The sequence below is a fragment of the Streptomyces sp. NPDC042201 genome, from assembly GCF_055582185.1.
In genome coordinates this window covers 132,613-147,028 of sequence record NZ_JBVJDS010000016.1, presented here as the reverse complement: position 1 = coordinate 147,028, position 14,416 = coordinate 132,613, and the positions used below count along the sequence as shown (strand labels likewise).

The window sequence follows — 14,416 nt, the reverse complement described above, 5'->3', positions numbered from 1 at the left end:
ACCCTGCACCACACCCCCATCGGCGTCCTGCGCAGCTTCAAACGACCGGTCTACGACACCCTCATGTCCGACCAACTCGACGCAGCCGTCGAACAACACGGCAAGAGCGACCTCGACGCCCTCCTGACCGGCAACGACACCTGGACCGTGGAGACCTCATGACGTACGTCATCGCCCAGCCCTGCGTGGATCTCAAGGACAAGGCCTGCATCGACGAGTGTCCCGTCGACTGCATCTACGAAGGTCCGCGCAAGATGTACATCCACCCCGACGAGTGCGTGGACTGCGGCGCCTGCGAGCCCGTGTGCCCGGTCGAGGCGATCTTCTACGAGGACGCCCTGCCCGACGAGTGGGCCGGCTACGTCACCGCCGAACGGGATGTCTTCGCCGCGGCCGGCGCGCCCGGCGGTGCGAGCGGGGCGGAACCACTGGCCCAGGACCACCCGATCGTCGAGGGAGAACCGGTCAAAGCGGGCTGAACGTCCAGGGTGCGGGGGCGCCGGCCCTCGCACTTCAGTGCGGCTTCCCCGGTCCTTCAGCGGAGTCGGGCAACGTGCACCCCGTCAAACGCACGTACCCCGAAGCGTTTCCGCAGAGCCGCCGGACACTGCCGCAAAGGAATCCCAATCCCATGGACACCTTTACCGCACCCTCCCCCTCGTTCCTCGGCGCGCACCATCTGGTCCACAGGCCGGCCAGCCCCGAGGCGTTTCTACTGAAGGCGACCGCGCCGATACGGCAGAACTTCGCCTTCTCCGCGGAACTACCCGAAGAACACCCGCTGTTCGGCGACTCCGTTTCGCGGTACCACGATCTGCTGTTCCCCGTGGAGTCACTGCGCCAGACGATGCTGTTCGCGGCTCGCCGGTACTTCAGAGTGCCGGCGAGCTGGCACCCCGTGGTGGCCTCCGGCAGCGCCGAGATCACCCGTCTGGACGCGTGGCGCCGCGGTGACATGCGGGCCGGGATCGCTCTGGAACTCGGGGTGACGCCCCTCGACATCGTGGGCGGCGTGCCGCGCGGCCTGGAGTGCGAGGCCGCCGTCTCCATCGACGGCGAGCGCTGTGGCACCGCTTCGGCCCGGCTGGTCTTCCTCACCGAGGGCGTCTACCACAGCCATCGCGAACTCGGGCGGCGGCAGAGCGAGGAGTCCATGGCGGCCGGGCACGGTGATCTGTCGTCCCCGGGCGTGCCACTGCCCGAACAGGTGGGCCATCGGGAGAGACGTAACGTCCTGGTCGGACTGCCCGAGCGCACCGGAGCGGACGGCCATGACGAACTGGCCTTCCCCATCGACGCCAGAGCCGCCGCCGAGCTGCGGTTCGAGGCCGACGCACCGGACGACGTGCCGCCGATGCTGTTCCTGGAGGTGTCCCGCCAGGTGGGGCTGCTCGCCGCCGCGGAGCTGCGCGGCTTCGTCCCCTCGCACGCCGTACTGTCCCGATGGCAGGCCTCGTTCCGCGGCTTCGCCGAGCCCGGACTGCCGCTGCACTGCACGGTGCGAGAGGGAGTGCGCCGCACGGACGGGCGGGTGTGCCGGGACGCGGCGGGCCGCCCGGTGGTGGAGCTGCGGCTGTCGTTCCTCCAGGGCAGCCGGGTCGTGGCGAAGGTCTCCGCGTCCGTGCTGCAGGACTGCTGAGCCGCGCGATGAGATACCGAGTACTCGGCCCTGTGCGCATGACGTCTCGTACGCCGTCCGCGGCCAAGCCGCGCGCGGTCCTCGCCACCCTGTTGGTACAGAGCAACACGGTGGTGTCGACCCATACTCTGATCGACGAACTGTGGGGTGCGGGGCCCCCGCGCACGGCCACCACCACCCTCCAGGTGTACGTGTCCCAGCTGCGCAAGGCCCTGCTGGAGGACACCGGCGAGAGCGCGACGGAGACGGGTACGGTGCAGCCCCTGCTGACCCGGCCCCCCGGCTATCTGATGCGGGTCGCCCCGGAGGAACTGGACCTGGCCGTCTTCGAGTCGCTGCGGGCCGAGGGCCGGGCCGCGTACGGCCGGCACGAGTACGAGTCCGCCTCTCAGGCGCTGAGCCGCGCGCTCGGGCTGTGGACGGGATCCGCGCTCTCAGGCATACCGCACGGACCCTCGCTGGAAACCTCCGCGATCCGGCTGAACGAACTGCGCGCGGAAGTGCTGGAACAGCGGATCTCCGCCGATCTGCGGCTCGGACTGCACCAGGAACTGGTCGGCGAGCTGATGGCCCTGGCACACGAACATCCGCTGCGCGAGACGCTGCACTGTCACCTGATGGTGGCGCTCTACCGGTCCGGCCGGCAGTCCGACGCCCTGCGGGTCTATCACCAGGCGCGGCGCTCGCTCGTCGACGAACTGGGCGTGGAGCCCGGGCCGGTGCTGAGCAGACTGCAGGAGCGCATCCTCGCCTCCGACCCCTCGCTGACCTGGCACGCCGAGCCCGAGCGTCGGCTCGTTCCCGTCGGCGGATCCGACGACCGCCCGGCCGACGGGTCGACCGGCGGGTCGCGCAACGGGTTCGCGGGGCACGGCCGGGACGCGGGGCCGCCGGTGTGGCTGCCGCCGGCCGTGGCGGAATTCACCGGACGCGAGGACCAACTGGCCCTCGGTGAGCGGCTGCTGGCGGGCGATCCGCCCGGTCGGAACAAGGTGCTCGTGCTGTCGGGCCGGGCGGGCGCAGGAAAAACGGCGCTGGCCGTGCGACTGGCCCACGACGCCAACGCCCTGTTCCCCGACGGACGAGTCCTGGTGACGTTGCGGGACACCGACGGGCGAGCCGTCGAACCGAGGACTGCCATGGCGACCCTGCTGCGACGACTGCGCGGGCCGCAGACAACGGGACCGGGAGCGGACTCGGGCGCGGAACCGTTGCCGTCGTCCGAGACGGAACTCGCCGAGCTGCTGCACCGACGCACCGAGGGCCGCAAGATGCTCGTCATCCTGGACGATGCCGTCTCGGAGGCCCAGGTCCGGCCGGTGCTGTCGGCCGTGCCCGACAGCACGGTGATCCTGACGAGCCGCCAAGTGCTCGGCGCGCTGGAGAGCGTGCGGCACCTGACCCTCGACGTGCTCTCCACGCGGGAGGCCGAGGCACTGCTCACGGCGTGCGGCGGCCGGCGGATGCGGGACGACCCGGAGGCGGTGGGCGAGATCGTCCGGCTCTGCGGCCGACTGCCGCTGGCCCTTCGGGTGGCGGCCGCCGGACTCACGGCCCGCCCGCACTGGACCGCCGCCGGGCTCGCCCAGCGACTGCGTGACGAACGGACCCGGCTGACCGCGCTCACACTGGGCGATCTCGACGTACGCCGCACTCTGCTGACCGCCTACCACGACGTGGACGAGGAGGCCAGGCGCGCCTTCCGGATCCTCGCGCTGGCCGCGCTGCCCGACTTCGCCCCCTGGAGCGGGACCGCGCTGCTCGCCACGGACCCGGCGGAGGCCGAGCGGCTCACCGAAGAGCTGGTGCAGGCTCATCTGCTGGAGACACGGCGGCGGCCGGGGCGGCTGGCCCCCGTGCGCTACCGCTTCCACCCGCTGCTGCGCTCGCTGGCCCTTGAGGTACTCGCCCAGGAGTCCCCGCAGGAAGGCCCCGAGGCCGTGGAACGGCTGTGCCGTGCCTTCCTGATCCTGGCCAGGCACGCGGACGCGCAACTGGCGCCCGGCAGGGAACGGCTCACGTACGAGGCCGAACCCCTGCCCGCGATCTCCCCCGAGGAGGCGGTCGGCAACGCGCCCCTGCGGTGGTTCCAGGAGGAGTCCGCGGGCCTGTCGGAGGCCGTGCGGCAGGCCCACGCCGCCGGGCTGTGGAGTCTGTGCTGCTCCCTGGCCTCGGCCACGGCCGGCTACTACGAGGCGGGCGCCCTGTGGGACGAGTGGCAGGCGACGCACGACCTCGCGCTGGACGCGGCCCGCCAGTCCGGTGACGTCCACGCGGAGGCCGTGATCCTGCGCTCCCTCGGCGACCTGGCCTGGCAGCGCCACCAGACCTCACTGGCGATCGAACGGTACCGCCTCGCCTGGCGCCTGTTCACCCGCCACGGTGACCGGGTGGCGGCGGGCCGCTGTCTGTCCGCCGAGGCTGACGCGCTCCTCGCCATGGGGCAGGTCGCGCGGGCCGGACGCGCCTATGCGCGCGCCCTGTCGGTCAGTCGGCTGGTCAGTGACGCGCGTAGCACGGCCGATTCGCTGCGCGGACTGGCCCTGGTGGCGCAGCGCGAGGGCCGCCACGAGGACGCGCTCGCCCGCCTGGAGGAGTGCGAGAGCGCCGCGCGCTCCGCCGGCGACCACCGCTGGACCGAGTACGCGCGGCGCACGGCGTCCGCTCTCCGCATGGCCCTCGCGACGGGCCAGTCGGCCGCCGCGTCCTCGATCCCGCTCGAAGTCCGCCCCGGTGTCTGGCTCTTCCACCCCTCACAACCGGCCCAGCGGGCCGCGTGAGGCCCGCCCGCCCGGTGCCGGGGGCCCGCTACCCCCGGCACCGGGCGGGCGTCTCCTGCTCCTCCTGCTCCTCCTCGCCCAGTGCCGCCAGCAGGGCGTCGACGATGCCCGGGTCCAGTGCCGTGGCCGCCGCCAGGTCCGTCGTACGGCCGAAGCCGGCGTCGCCGACGGCGACGGAGAGGGTGTAGCGGCCGGCGAACGACACGGTGCGGAAGGCCCACGCGCCGACCGTGCCGGGGGTTCCGTCGGGGCGCAGCACGTCCATGGGCGCCCGGTCCGGGCTGAAGCCGAAGTCGGTGAAGGGGAACCGCATGCCGAGACCGATGGCCTTGCTGTAGGCCTCCTTCAGGGTCCACAGGCGGACCATGGCGGGATTGCGCTCCGCGGCCGGCATGGCCTCGATACGCTCCGCCTCGTACGGGGTGCACATGTGCCGGCCGAGACCGGATCCGTACAGGTCGCGGTCGCTGCGCTCGGCGTCGACGCCGATGGCGCCGTCGGTGGCCAGGCCGACCAGCAGCAGGTCATCGGTGTGGCTGAGGCTGATGTCCACACCGTCGTAGCCGCGCAGGCAGGGGCGGCCGGTGAGGCCGTAGGCGAGTTCGACGGACTGGGGCCGTACGCCGAGCGCGGCCGCGGCGGCGAACTTCAGCAGGACGCGGGAGGCGGCGAACCGGGTACGGACCCGCGGGTGCGTCAGCTCCAGATAGCGCTCCCAGTCGTGGCCCAGGAGCGCTTGCAGCTGCCGCGCGCCCGCCTCTTCCGGTCGCCAGTCGTCCTGGCGGGCGCAGACGACCGCGGCCCCGTGCCGGTCCAGGTCAGCGCGTACTCTGCTCCAGTCCGCCGAGGGGCCGGAGATCGCTGTCGGCTCCCCGAGGGCCGGCCCCGGGGTCCGGCGCCCAGGTGCCGTCATCAAAGGTCTCCATCGTGTGGTGGAGATCGGACAGCACGTCGGCCGCCGTCGCGCCGTCGATCACCCGGTGGTCGAAGGTGAGGCCCAGTCGCATCATGGGCGCGGGCACCACGACACCGTCGCGGACCACCGCGCGGTCCACGATGCGGCCCGCGCAGAGGGTCACGGCGGTGCCGCCGGCCGAGTGGAAGCCGTCGACGTTCCGGTGGCCGAGCGAGCTGACCGAGACGGTGCCGAACACGCCGGCGCGCCGGTGCGGATCGCGCAGCGCCGCGGCGAAGGCGGCTCTGCCGAGCGGGACGGGAAGCCGGCCCAGCATCCGTACGCCCTTGAACTCGGGCAGTTCGGCTGCCTGTTCGCCCTGATAGCGGTCGATGCGCTCCTGGATCTCGCGCAGGTTCGCGGTCTCCAGGCCGGGAACGAGCGCCGAGAGCACGGTGCGCTCGCCCTCGACCGGCCGGTCCAGGGCGAGTTTGGCGGTGACGCCGTCTAAGCGGACGATTCTCGGGCGCCGCAGCAGTCCGGGCCAGCCGGGGGCCATGACGGCGTTGGCCTCCGGGTAACGGTCGAGGACCCGCCCGGCGGCGTACAGCAGATAGCCGACGACCGAATAGCGCCGCCCGTTGTCACGGGCGGCGGCGCGGTGCGCCTGGATGCGGGTCATGTCGATGTCGGTGTCCAGGTGCACGGGCCGCTGGGCCGCCGCCCACTCCAGGAAGTACAGGGTGTGGCGGCGGCGCCGTACGGCGGCGGTGGTGCTCACCCGGTCACCGCCAGCTCGTAGATCTCCTTGAGGCTGCGGGCCTCCAGGACCTTGCCGACCGGGACCTTGTGGCCGATGGCCGGTTCCAGGGCGGTGACGAGCTTGAGGAGGTACAGCGAGTCCCATTCGGGGAGTTCGTCGAAGTCGGCGGCCACCTGCCCGGGTGCGAGCGGCATACCGATCTCGTCGTTGACGAGCCGGACGTAGTCCTCAAGGGTGAAGCCGCCCGGGGCGGGAACGGGCGCGGGGGCGGTGCTGTCGATGCTCATATCTTCTCCAGGGCGAAGCCGGCCTTGATCCATTTGCTGGACTCGACGGCGACCGCGAGGGCCCGCTCGCCGTCCGACATCCGCTCCAGCAACTTCTCGATCTGCAGGAAGGGCAGGGCGTTTCCGTTGTTACCGGTGTCCGCGACGCACGAGATGTCCTTCGCGGTCGGCACGTCGAGTTCCTCGGTGATGCGGCGGGTCATCCGGCCGGACAGCTGGGGCGGCAGCAGATAGTCGAGCTGGTCGGCCTCCCAGTCGAGTTCACCGAGCATCTCCCAGAGGATCTCGACCGCCATGACGGGCACGGACTCCTCGATGGCCTTGTAGTCCTCGGTGAGGGCCTGCCGGTCCTCGTACCGGTCGGCGAGCCCGAACCACTCGATGACCTGACCGGGCTTGCGGCCCAGCCCGGTGAAGCGGTTGAGGACGTGGCGCAGCGCGACGCGCTGTCCGCGCGGCTCGTCGGTGAGGACGGCCGCGCCGGCGCCGTCGCCGAACAGGACGTAGTTGACGAGGTCGCCGGGGGCGGCGCCGGACACGTCGCGCTGGAGGTCGAGGTGTTTGCTGCACACGTCGCCGCCGATGACGAGACCGCTGCGGTACTGACCGGAGGCGATCATCGTCTGGGCGACGCCGAGGGCCTGTACGGCGCCGGCGCAGCCGGACTGGAGCTGGAAGGTGGGGATCTGGTCCAGGCCGAGCTGGTCGGCCACATGGTTGACCGTGGCGGGCATCAGGTTGTCCGGGGTAGCCGTGCCGAGGACGATGAACTCGATCTCGGACGGGTCGACACCGGGGGCGGCGAGTGCCCGCTCGGCGGCCTGCGCGCACAGGTCGGCGAGCGACCAGCGCACCACACCGGTGCCGAGGTCCCGGGCGAAGTACCGCGTCCTGGTGCCGATGAAGTGCTCGATCCACTCCTCGTTGATGCCGAGCACCTTGGACAGGGTGGCGTTGTCCACCGGGTCACCGGGCAGAGCGGTGCCGATGGAGGCCAGATAGGTCGTCGCAGTGGTCATGCCGTCCTCTCTTCTTCCATGAGCGCCCGGTTCTCCTCGACGTCGCCGAAGCTCGCGGGAGCGGGCACCGTCGCGCCGAGCTCGCGCAGGAAGGCGACGAGATCGCCGACGGAGGAGAGCCGGGGCAGCAGGTCCTGGACCGTCAGGGTGCCGATGCCGGCGAGCCGCGCCTCCAGCCGGTTCTTGAGTTCCATGATCATGACGGAGTCGAAACCGAGATCCTCGTAGAGCCGGTCGTGCGGGCCGATGTCGGCGTCGGTGTAGCCGCCGACCAGCTGGACGGCGCCGAGGACGGCGTCCGCGACCGGGTCCGCCGGGCCGCCGGGCCGGTCCAGGGTGCGGACGGGCGCGGGGGCGGTCTCCGCCTCCCGGTGCGGCAGCAGCGCCGAGGCCGTCGGATCGGCGACCGTTCCCGGGCCCCGCACCGGATTCCTCGCCCAGTAGCGGTGTTCCGTCGAGAAGGCGTACGGCGGCAGCGGGTGCGCGACCCGTTCCTCAGGTGCGTACGCGGCGTCCCAGTCGGGTTCGACACCGCCCCGGTACAGCTCGGCGAGGGCCTCGGCGAGGGCCTGGCCCGCGGACTCGGGGCCACGCACCGGCAGAACGTGTGCCGGGCCCGCGCCCGCGGCGGGGTGGTCGAGGCGGCGCACCATCCCGGAGAGCACCGGCTGGGGGCCGATCTCCACCAGGTGGGTCGGTCCCTCGGCGAGCAGCGCGCCGGCGGCGTCACCGAACAGCACGGTGGCGCCGATGTGTTCGACCCAGTACGCGGCGTCCATCGCCTCACCGTCGAGCACCCGGCCGCGCACGGTCGAGTACAGCGGGATCTCGGGCACTCCCCCGCCGACCTCGGTGGCGATCTTCGCGAAGCGGGCCAGTACGGGCCGCATCAGCGGCGAGTGGAAGGCGTGCGAGACCTGCAGTCCGCGGGTGGTGATTCCCTCGGCCGCGAGCTCGGCACCGATCCGTTCCAGGGCCTCCAGGTCACCGGAGAGCACCGTGGACGTGGGGCCGTTGACCGCGGCGACACCGACCAGGGGTTCCGATTCGATCCGCGCCGCCAGGTCCGCCGGAGCGGCCCGCACGGACAGCATGCCGCCGCCCGCGGGGAGTTCCTGCATCAGGGCGCCGCGGGCGGCGACCAGCCGGGCCGCGCCGTCCAGCGGGAGCGCCCGGGCCAGCACGGCGGCGGCGAACTCGCCGACGCTGTGACCGAGGAGCAGGCCGGGGTGCACGCCGAGTTCCATCAGGGTCCGGCCGAGGGCGTAGCCGACGGCGAACAGTGCGGGCTGCGTCCACCGGGTGCTGTGGACCGCCTCGTCGCCGGCGAGGACCAGGTCGCGCACGGACCGCCCCGTGTGCGGCAGCAGTGCGGCGTCGGCCTCGTCGAGGAAGTGCCGGTACAGCGGCGACTGTTCGTACAGTGCGGCGGTCATCCGCGGGTACTGCGCGCCCTGCCCGGTGAACAGGAACGCGGTGCGGGGCCGCTCGGCGGGCCGGCCGGTAAGCCGGGCCAGCAGCTCGGGGTCGGCGGCCGACTCGCGCAGTCTGGCGACGAGTTCACCGGTGTCGGTGGCGGCGGTCGCGAAGCGGTGGCGGTGGCCGGCCTTGACCCGGTTGCTGGACCTGGCCAGCGGGCCCAGCGGTACCCGGCGGGCCGCCGCCGCGTCCGCCTGGGCCAGCAGGTTGCGGCGCAGCGCTTCGGCGTTCGGCGCGGTGAGGGTGAAGACGGCCGCGCCGATACCGCCCGGCGCGGCTCCGTTCACCGGTTCGGGACGGGCGGCGTGCCCGGGCGCGGACTCCAGGACGGCGTGGGCGTTGGTGCCGCCCATGCCGAAGCTGCTGAGTCCGGCGACGGTGGGGCCGGCGGGCAGCCGCAGCGGTGCCTTGAGCAGCCGCAGCCCCTGGTCGCGCAGTTTGAGCTGCTTGCTCTCCTTGGCCGCGAAGCGGCTGGCGGGGACCACCCGGTGGTGCAGGGACAGGGCGACCTTGATCAGTCCCGCGATGCCTGCGGCGCCCTCGGTGTGGCCGAGGTTGCCCTTGACCGAGCCGAGTGCCATGGGCTTGCCGGCGCGGTCGGCGTGGTGGTGGCCGAGTGCCTTGACCTCCATCATGTCGCCGAGGCTGGTGCCGGTGCCGTGGGCCTCGGTGAAGACCACGTCGGCGGGCTCGACCCCGGCCCTGCGGTAGGCGGCGCCGAGCACCTCCTGCTGGGCCCAGCGGTTGGGCGCGGTCAGCCCGTTGCTGCGGCCGTCCTGGTTGACGGCGATGCCACGGATGACGGCGTACACGCGCTGGCCGTCGGCGATGGCGTCCCGCAGCCTGCGCAGCACGATCACGCCGGCGCCCTCGCCGCGGCCGATGCCGTTCGCCTCGGCGCTGAAGGGCTTGCAGCGCCCGTCGGGTGCGGAGAGCCCGGCCTGGGTGTAGAAGATCGACAGAGCCGGGGTGAGGGCCACGTTGACGCCGCCGACGAGCGCGTGGTCGCACTCCTCGGACAGCAGGGCGTTCACCGCGAGATGCGCGGCGACCAGTGAGGAGGAGCAGGCGGTGTCGACGGCGAGGCTGGGGCCCCTCAGGTCAAGGTGGTACGAGATCCGGTTGGCCGTCATGCAGTAGCCGTTGCCGGAGCCGACCTGGGCGGTGACGTTCGCGTAGTCGGTGAGGTGCAGTTGCGCCCACTCGTTGCCCATGATGCCGACGAAGACCCCGGTCCGGGTGCCGGCGAGGTTCCGCGGGGCGATCCCCGCGTCCTCGACCGCCCGCCACGCGGACTGCAGCAGCAGCCGCTGCTGGGGGTCCATGGCGGCCGCTTCGCGCGGCGAGATGGTGAAGAACTCGTTGTCGAAGGCGTCCGGGTCGGCGATGAAGCCGCCCTCGGTGGTGTTGGTGTGTCCTTCTTCCCCGGCCTGCGAGTGGAACTCCTTGGCGTCCCAACGCTGCCGGGGCACCTCCCCCACCCCGTCTGCGCCGCGCATCAGCAGGTCCCAGTAGGCGCCGGTGTCGGGCGCCCCCGGGAATCTGCAGTCGATGCCGACGATGGCCACGGGCTCCATCAAGCGCCGCCGCCCTGCGCGGTGTCCGCGGCGAGCTCCTTCACGAGGTGGCCTGCGAGCGCGTGCACGGTCGGGTAGTCCCAGGCGACGGTCGGCTCCATCACGAGGTCGAAGTCGTCCTCGATGTCTCCGCACAGGCTGAGGGCGGCGACGGAGTCGAGGCCGTACTCCGCGAGGGGCACGTCCGGGTCGATCTCGGCGGCCTGCCGCTTGAGGTAGAGGGCGATGCGCTCGGCCAACCACGTGGTCAGAGACTCGGTGGTGTGTCCGGTGGTCGGAACGGGCATGGTGCACTCCTCGGCGGGGGTGAGCGGTTGTCGCTTGCTGTCGTGCTGGCGTCCGGCGGCCGTCGCGGACAGCCGGGGTCCATGGGCGGCCGGCCGGTGTCCGTCAGCCGACGAGCGGGGTGTCGTACAGGTCGTAGCTGCTGCGCGCGTGGAACCTGCGCAGTACTTCCTCGTGCATCCGGGCGTCCACGGACGCCGGGAGTTCGGCGGGCCGCCGGCCGAGCCGCCGGACCAGCCGGTGCAGTGCGGCGGCGAGCCAGGCGGGGTCGGCGAGGAACGCGTCGCCGCCGTCGCGGGCCGCCTGCTGCCGGACACCGATCGCCGAGGCGGCCGCGAGCAGGACGGCGTACCGGTCGGCGAGGGCGAAGACGGCGGGGCCGGCGAGCGCCGTACGGTCCTGGGGTGCGAGCGCGCGGCTCGCCTCCTGGACCTGCCGCAGCTCGTCGACCAGTTGCCGCACGAGCGCTTGGACGGCCCGCTCCTCGGGTGCGGCGCCGTACGGTTCGTCCATGGCCGCGACCAGCGTGGCGCTGAGCCCGTCCTGTCCGCTCGCCAGGGTGAGCCGGTCGTAGGAGAGGTCCGGCAGGTCCGCGCGCGGCCGGAAGAGGTCCGCGGGGGCCGGTTCGTCGCTGAACCAGGAGCGCCGGGCGAGCCGGGACAGCTGGGGAATGATCGTCGCCTGGCAGGCCGCGGAGCCGGCGTGGCCGAGGCTGAGCACCGGCAGGTCACGGATGTGCTTCTGGAAGATGCCGTGCTCGCCGTCCCGGACGTAGAAGCGGGCGCCGAGCACGACGGAGAGGTCGCGCATGGCGTCGGTGAGCAGCTTCGGGACGAGGTACTTGGTGGCGGCGGCGAGGACGCTGGTCTGCTCGGGGAGCAGGTGCACCGCCCGGGTCGCGGCCAGCGAGAGGCTGTCGCAGGTCAGGAGATCGGTGAAGGCGCCGGACAGGGTGGCTCTGGCGTGCGGGATCTCCATGACGGACTTGCGGTAGAGCCGTCGGCCCAGCGCGAAGCGTACGACGGTCCGCAGGGCCGTGTCGGCGGTGCCGACCGCCATGCCGGGGAGCGCGGCCCTGGTGATCTGGAAGGCGCGCAGGGCGGTTTCGACTCCCCTTCCGGTCTCGCCGACCAGGGACGAGGCGGGCACGGGTGTGCCGTCGAACCGGAGTCCTGACAGGTGGCAGCCGCGCACGCCGACGGCGTCGTAGCGGGGCAGTACCTGCCAGGTGTCCGTTTCGAGCCCCTCGCGCTCGACGAAGAGCACGGAGTGGCTGCGGCTGCCCGGTGCGGAGCTGGTACGGCTGAACAGCACCCAGGCGTCCGCGCGGTCGGCGTTGTTGATGACCTGCTTGACGCCGTTCAGCAGATACCCGCCTCCCTCCGCGGGGCGGGCCTCGAACTCGTTGCGCACGAAGTCGTTGCCGTGCGCGAGTTCGTGGTAGGCGACGGACACCTTGCCGCCGCCGGTGAGGATCCGCGCGAGCCGTGCGCGCTGCTCGGCGTCCCCGGAGGTCCAGACGTTCACGCCGGCCATGAAGGAGGTCACGCCGTAGCCGAGGCCGAGGGCGACATCGCGGCGGAACACCTGCCGCATGACACGTACCAGGGTGTCGAGCCGCTCCAGGCGGCCGCCCTCGGCGCGCGGTACGAAATCGGCGCCGAGCCTGAGTTCGTCGAGGGCGCGCTCGCCGGCCGCGGAGAGTTGGGCCGCCTCGTCCGCCTCGATCAGCCGGGCGTAGGACAGTTCGTTGCTCTCGTCGGTCGGGTCGCCCAGCCGTCGGTCCAGTTCGGCCACGCGCGCCGCGGCCCGCGCTTCCTGTCCCGGTACCCCGTGACCGTCCCCTGCGGCGGCGGTCGCCGGGTGCGCGTCCTGGGGCTCTGTGCCGATCAGCATGGCGTCCTCTCACTCTCGCCGGCGGCCGCGTCGGGCGTCGCGGGCTGCCGCTCGGGGCCCCGCTGCGGCAGCAGCGAGAACAGCCGGCCCGAGGAGCGGGCCGCCCGCAGGGCGCCGAGCAGTTCTTCGTAGGTCTCCGGGCCGGCCGCCGCCGGTTCGCCGAGGCGGACCAGCAGCCGGTCGAGGGCGGTGTGCAGCCACAGTCCTTCGCGCCACAGCGGCCCGGTGCCGGGGTCGTCGCCGGCGAGGTCGGTGCTGCGCGTCCACAGGCCGAGGCAGGCCGCTCCCGCCCAGCACAGGGTGTAGCGGCGTGCGACCTCGAAGGCGGCGGGCGGGACCTCCGCGAGCACGCCCTGGTACTCCTCCATCTCGGCGTGCACCGCGGTGGTGACGGCGAGCAGCCGCCGCGCGGCCTCGGCCACCGGGCCGAGCGCGGGGTTCAGGCCCGCGCGCCGGGTGATCTCCTCGACGGAGGCGGCGAGGCCCGCCATGACTCCGCTGCCGTGCCGGGCGACCAGCGACAGCCTCGTCGGGTCCAGGGGCGACAGCGGTGTGCCGAGGTCGCAGGCGGCGTCACTGCCCGCCGTGTCGCCGGCGTCGCGCCGGAAGCCGCGGACCAGTGAACGGAACTGGTTGACCAGGGAGTTGAGGTTGACCAGGGTGTTGCCGTCGAAGAGTCCGACGATGCGGTGGTCGCGCTCGACCTTCTGGAACCGGCCGTCGGCGTGGACGCCCTTGAGGAAGGCGCGGGCGCCGAGCAGCCCGGTCAGGTCGGCGAGGACCTGATCGGTGCCGGTGGGCAGCAGGTACTTGGTGACGGCGGAGGTGACGCTGAGTTCCGCGGTCTGGGTCTGTACGGCGCGGGCGGCGACCAGGGCGACCGCCTCGTGCAGCAGCACGTCGGCGGCGGCGCCGGCCAGCACGTGCCGGGCCTGCGGGAGGTCGATCAGCCGCCGGCCGTACAGTTCGCGCTCCTCGGCGAAGTCCAGGCCGAGCCGCAGCCCGTGGTCGCCGGCGCCGAGCGACAGTGCCGCGCACATGGTGCGGGTGAGCTGGAGCGCCTTCAGCACGATCTCCAGGCCGGCGCCCTCGGCGCCGACGAGGGCGCCGCGCGGCACCCGGGCACCGTCGAAGGCGATGCCGGAGATGTCGGCGCCGCGGATGCCATGGGTGCGGATCTTCGGGAGGTGGCGGTAGCTGTCCTCGTCGAGTTCGCGCTTGTCGACGAGGAGGACGCTGAAGCCGCGCGGACCCCCGTCCGGGCGAGTGCGGGTCAGCAGCGACAGCACCGACCCCCGGGTGGCGTTGTTGATCAGCCACTTCTCACCGCTGACCAGCCAGTGGTCCGCGCCGTCCGCCGCCTTGTCGTCGGTGTGCACCTCTCCGGCGAGCAGGTCGCTGCCGTGGGCGCGTTCGGTGAGCCCGAGGGCGACCGGAACCCCGGCTGTGATGTCGGCGCCGAGCCGGGCGCCCTGCTCCGCGGAGCCCGCCACCCATACGCAGACCCCGCCGAGGTAGGTCTTGCCGTGGCCGATGGCGCAGGTCAGATCGCGGCGGGCGACGGCGCGGATGAGCTGGAGCACCTGCTCGTAGTCGCGCAGCCTGCCGCCGTACTCGACCGGTACGTACTCGTCGGGCAGGCCCCACTCCTCGAAGCGGCGGCAGATGTCGGCGGGGAACTCCTCCTTGTCGTCGAGTTCCGCGCAACGCGCGTAGGAGAAGACCTCGCCGGGGTCGTTGGGGTCACCGAGGAAGCGGTCGAACTCCTCCGCGAGCCGATAGGGCGGGTGTTCCAC

Annotated in this window: 11 protein-coding genes and 1 pseudogene; 4 read left to right on the top strand and 8 right to left on the bottom strand. The window is 72.7% G+C overall.

All coding sequences use genetic code 11. From position 1 onward, the window contains the following. The 4 genes and pseudogenes from ACZ6MZ_RS30870 to ACZ6MZ_RS30855 form a co-directional block, all read left to right on the top strand. Positions 1-162: pseudogene (locus ACZ6MZ_RS30870) on the top strand (2-oxoacid:ferredoxin oxidoreductase subunit beta); the annotation flags it as partial. Beyond that, the gene (gene fdxA / locus ACZ6MZ_RS30865; RefSeq protein WP_389790528.1) at positions 159-479 is read left to right on the top strand and encodes a ferredoxin; all 321 of its coding nucleotides are present in this window, start codon (positions 159-161) and stop codon (positions 477-479) included. The pseudogene ACZ6MZ_RS30870 and the gene fdxA, both read left to right, overlap by 4 nt. 152 nt (positions 480-631) lie before the next feature. After that, positions 632-1,639 (top strand): AfsA-related hotdog domain-containing protein, encoded by a 1,008-nt coding sequence (locus ACZ6MZ_RS30860; protein WP_469355706.1) that lies wholly within the window; start codon positions 632-634, stop codon positions 1,637-1,639. Positions 1,640-1,677: 38 nt separating this feature from the next. Continuing rightward, positions 1,678-4,419, top strand: coding sequence for an AfsR/SARP family transcriptional regulator (locus ACZ6MZ_RS30855; RefSeq protein ID WP_469355704.1), 2,742 nt, complete (start codon positions 1,678-1,680; stop codon positions 4,417-4,419). Between the two features lie 28 nt (positions 4,420-4,447). Here the strand turns inward: ACZ6MZ_RS30855 and ACZ6MZ_RS30850 are convergent, their stop codons facing one another. The 8 genes from ACZ6MZ_RS30850 to ACZ6MZ_RS30815 all read right to left on the bottom strand — a co-directional run bounded on the left by ACZ6MZ_RS30850 (position 4,448) and on the right by ACZ6MZ_RS30815 (position 14,416). Further along, complete coding sequence (locus tag ACZ6MZ_RS30850; protein WP_469355702.1) at positions 4,448-5,332, bottom strand: 4'-phosphopantetheinyl transferase family protein; 885 nt, start codon at positions 5,330-5,332, stop codon at positions 4,448-4,450. Next, positions 5,238-6,095, bottom strand: coding sequence for a 2-oxo acid dehydrogenase subunit E2 (locus ACZ6MZ_RS30845; protein ID WP_469355700.1), 858 nt, complete (start codon positions 6,093-6,095; stop codon positions 5,238-5,240). The genes ACZ6MZ_RS30850 and ACZ6MZ_RS30845 overlap by 95 nt, the downstream gene beginning before the upstream one ends. Then, positions 6,092-6,364: a phosphopantetheine-binding protein gene (locus ACZ6MZ_RS30840; protein WP_389790532.1), complete on the bottom strand. Its 273-nt coding sequence runs from the start codon at positions 6,362-6,364 to the stop codon at positions 6,092-6,094. The genes ACZ6MZ_RS30845 and ACZ6MZ_RS30840 overlap by 4 nt, the downstream gene beginning before the upstream one ends. After that, a complete protein-coding gene (locus tag ACZ6MZ_RS30835; protein WP_389790533.1) occupies positions 6,361-7,383 on the bottom strand; it encodes a 3-oxoacyl-ACP synthase III family protein in 1,023 nt (340 codons plus the stop codon). Before ACZ6MZ_RS30835 ends, ACZ6MZ_RS30840 begins: the two co-directional genes overlap by 4 nt. After that, positions 7,380-10,439, bottom strand: a complete 3,060-nt coding sequence (locus tag ACZ6MZ_RS30830; protein WP_469355719.1) for a type I polyketide synthase — start codon at positions 10,437-10,439, stop codon at positions 7,380-7,382. Before ACZ6MZ_RS30830 ends, ACZ6MZ_RS30835 begins: the two co-directional genes overlap by 4 nt. Next, complete coding sequence (locus ACZ6MZ_RS30825) at positions 10,439-10,726, bottom strand: acyl carrier protein (protein ID WP_384193024.1); 288 nt, start codon at positions 10,724-10,726, stop codon at positions 10,439-10,441. The genes ACZ6MZ_RS30830 and ACZ6MZ_RS30825 overlap by 1 nt, the downstream gene beginning before the upstream one ends. A 103-nt stretch (positions 10,727-10,829) precedes the next feature. After that, positions 10,830-12,620, bottom strand: a complete 1,791-nt coding sequence (locus ACZ6MZ_RS30820; protein ID WP_469355697.1) for an acyl-CoA dehydrogenase — start codon at positions 12,618-12,620, stop codon at positions 10,830-10,832. After that, positions 12,614-14,416, bottom strand: coding sequence for an acyl-CoA dehydrogenase family protein (locus ACZ6MZ_RS30815; protein WP_469355695.1), 1,803 nt, complete (start codon positions 14,414-14,416; stop codon positions 12,614-12,616). Before ACZ6MZ_RS30815 ends, ACZ6MZ_RS30820 begins: the two co-directional genes overlap by 7 nt.

Excerpts from the sequence above, each read along its gene's own strand:
- fdxA (WP_389790528.1), top strand. The coding sequence starts at position 159 with ATGACGTACGTCATCGCCCAGCCCTGCGTGGATCTCAAGGACAAGGCC.
- ACZ6MZ_RS30860 (WP_469355706.1), top strand. The coding sequence starts at position 632 with ATGGACACCTTTACCGCACCCTCCCCCTCGTTCCTCGGCGCGCACCAT.
- ACZ6MZ_RS30855 (WP_469355704.1), top strand. The coding sequence starts at position 1,678 with ATGACGTCTCGTACGCCGTCCGCGGCCAAGCCGCGCGCGGTCCTCGCC.
- ACZ6MZ_RS30850 (WP_469355702.1), bottom strand. The coding sequence starts at position 5,332 with ATGACGGCACCTGGGCGCCGGACCCCGGGGCCGGCCCTCGGGGAGCCG.
- ACZ6MZ_RS30840 (WP_389790532.1), bottom strand. The coding sequence starts at position 6,364 with ATGAGCATCGACAGCACCGCCCCCGCGCCCGTTCCCGCCCCGGGCGGC.
- ACZ6MZ_RS30835 (WP_389790533.1), bottom strand. The coding sequence starts at position 7,383 with ATGACCACTGCGACGACCTATCTGGCCTCCATCGGCACCGCTCTGCCC.
- ACZ6MZ_RS30830 (WP_469355719.1), bottom strand. The coding sequence starts at position 10,439 with ATGGAGCCCGTGGCCATCGTCGGCATCGACTGCAGATTCCCGGGGGCG.
- ACZ6MZ_RS30825 (WP_384193024.1), bottom strand. The coding sequence starts at position 10,726 with ATGCCCGTTCCGACCACCGGACACACCACCGAGTCTCTGACCACGTGG.
- ACZ6MZ_RS30820 (WP_469355697.1), bottom strand. The coding sequence starts at position 12,620 with ATGCTGATCGGCACAGAGCCCCAGGACGCGCACCCGGCGACCGCCGCC.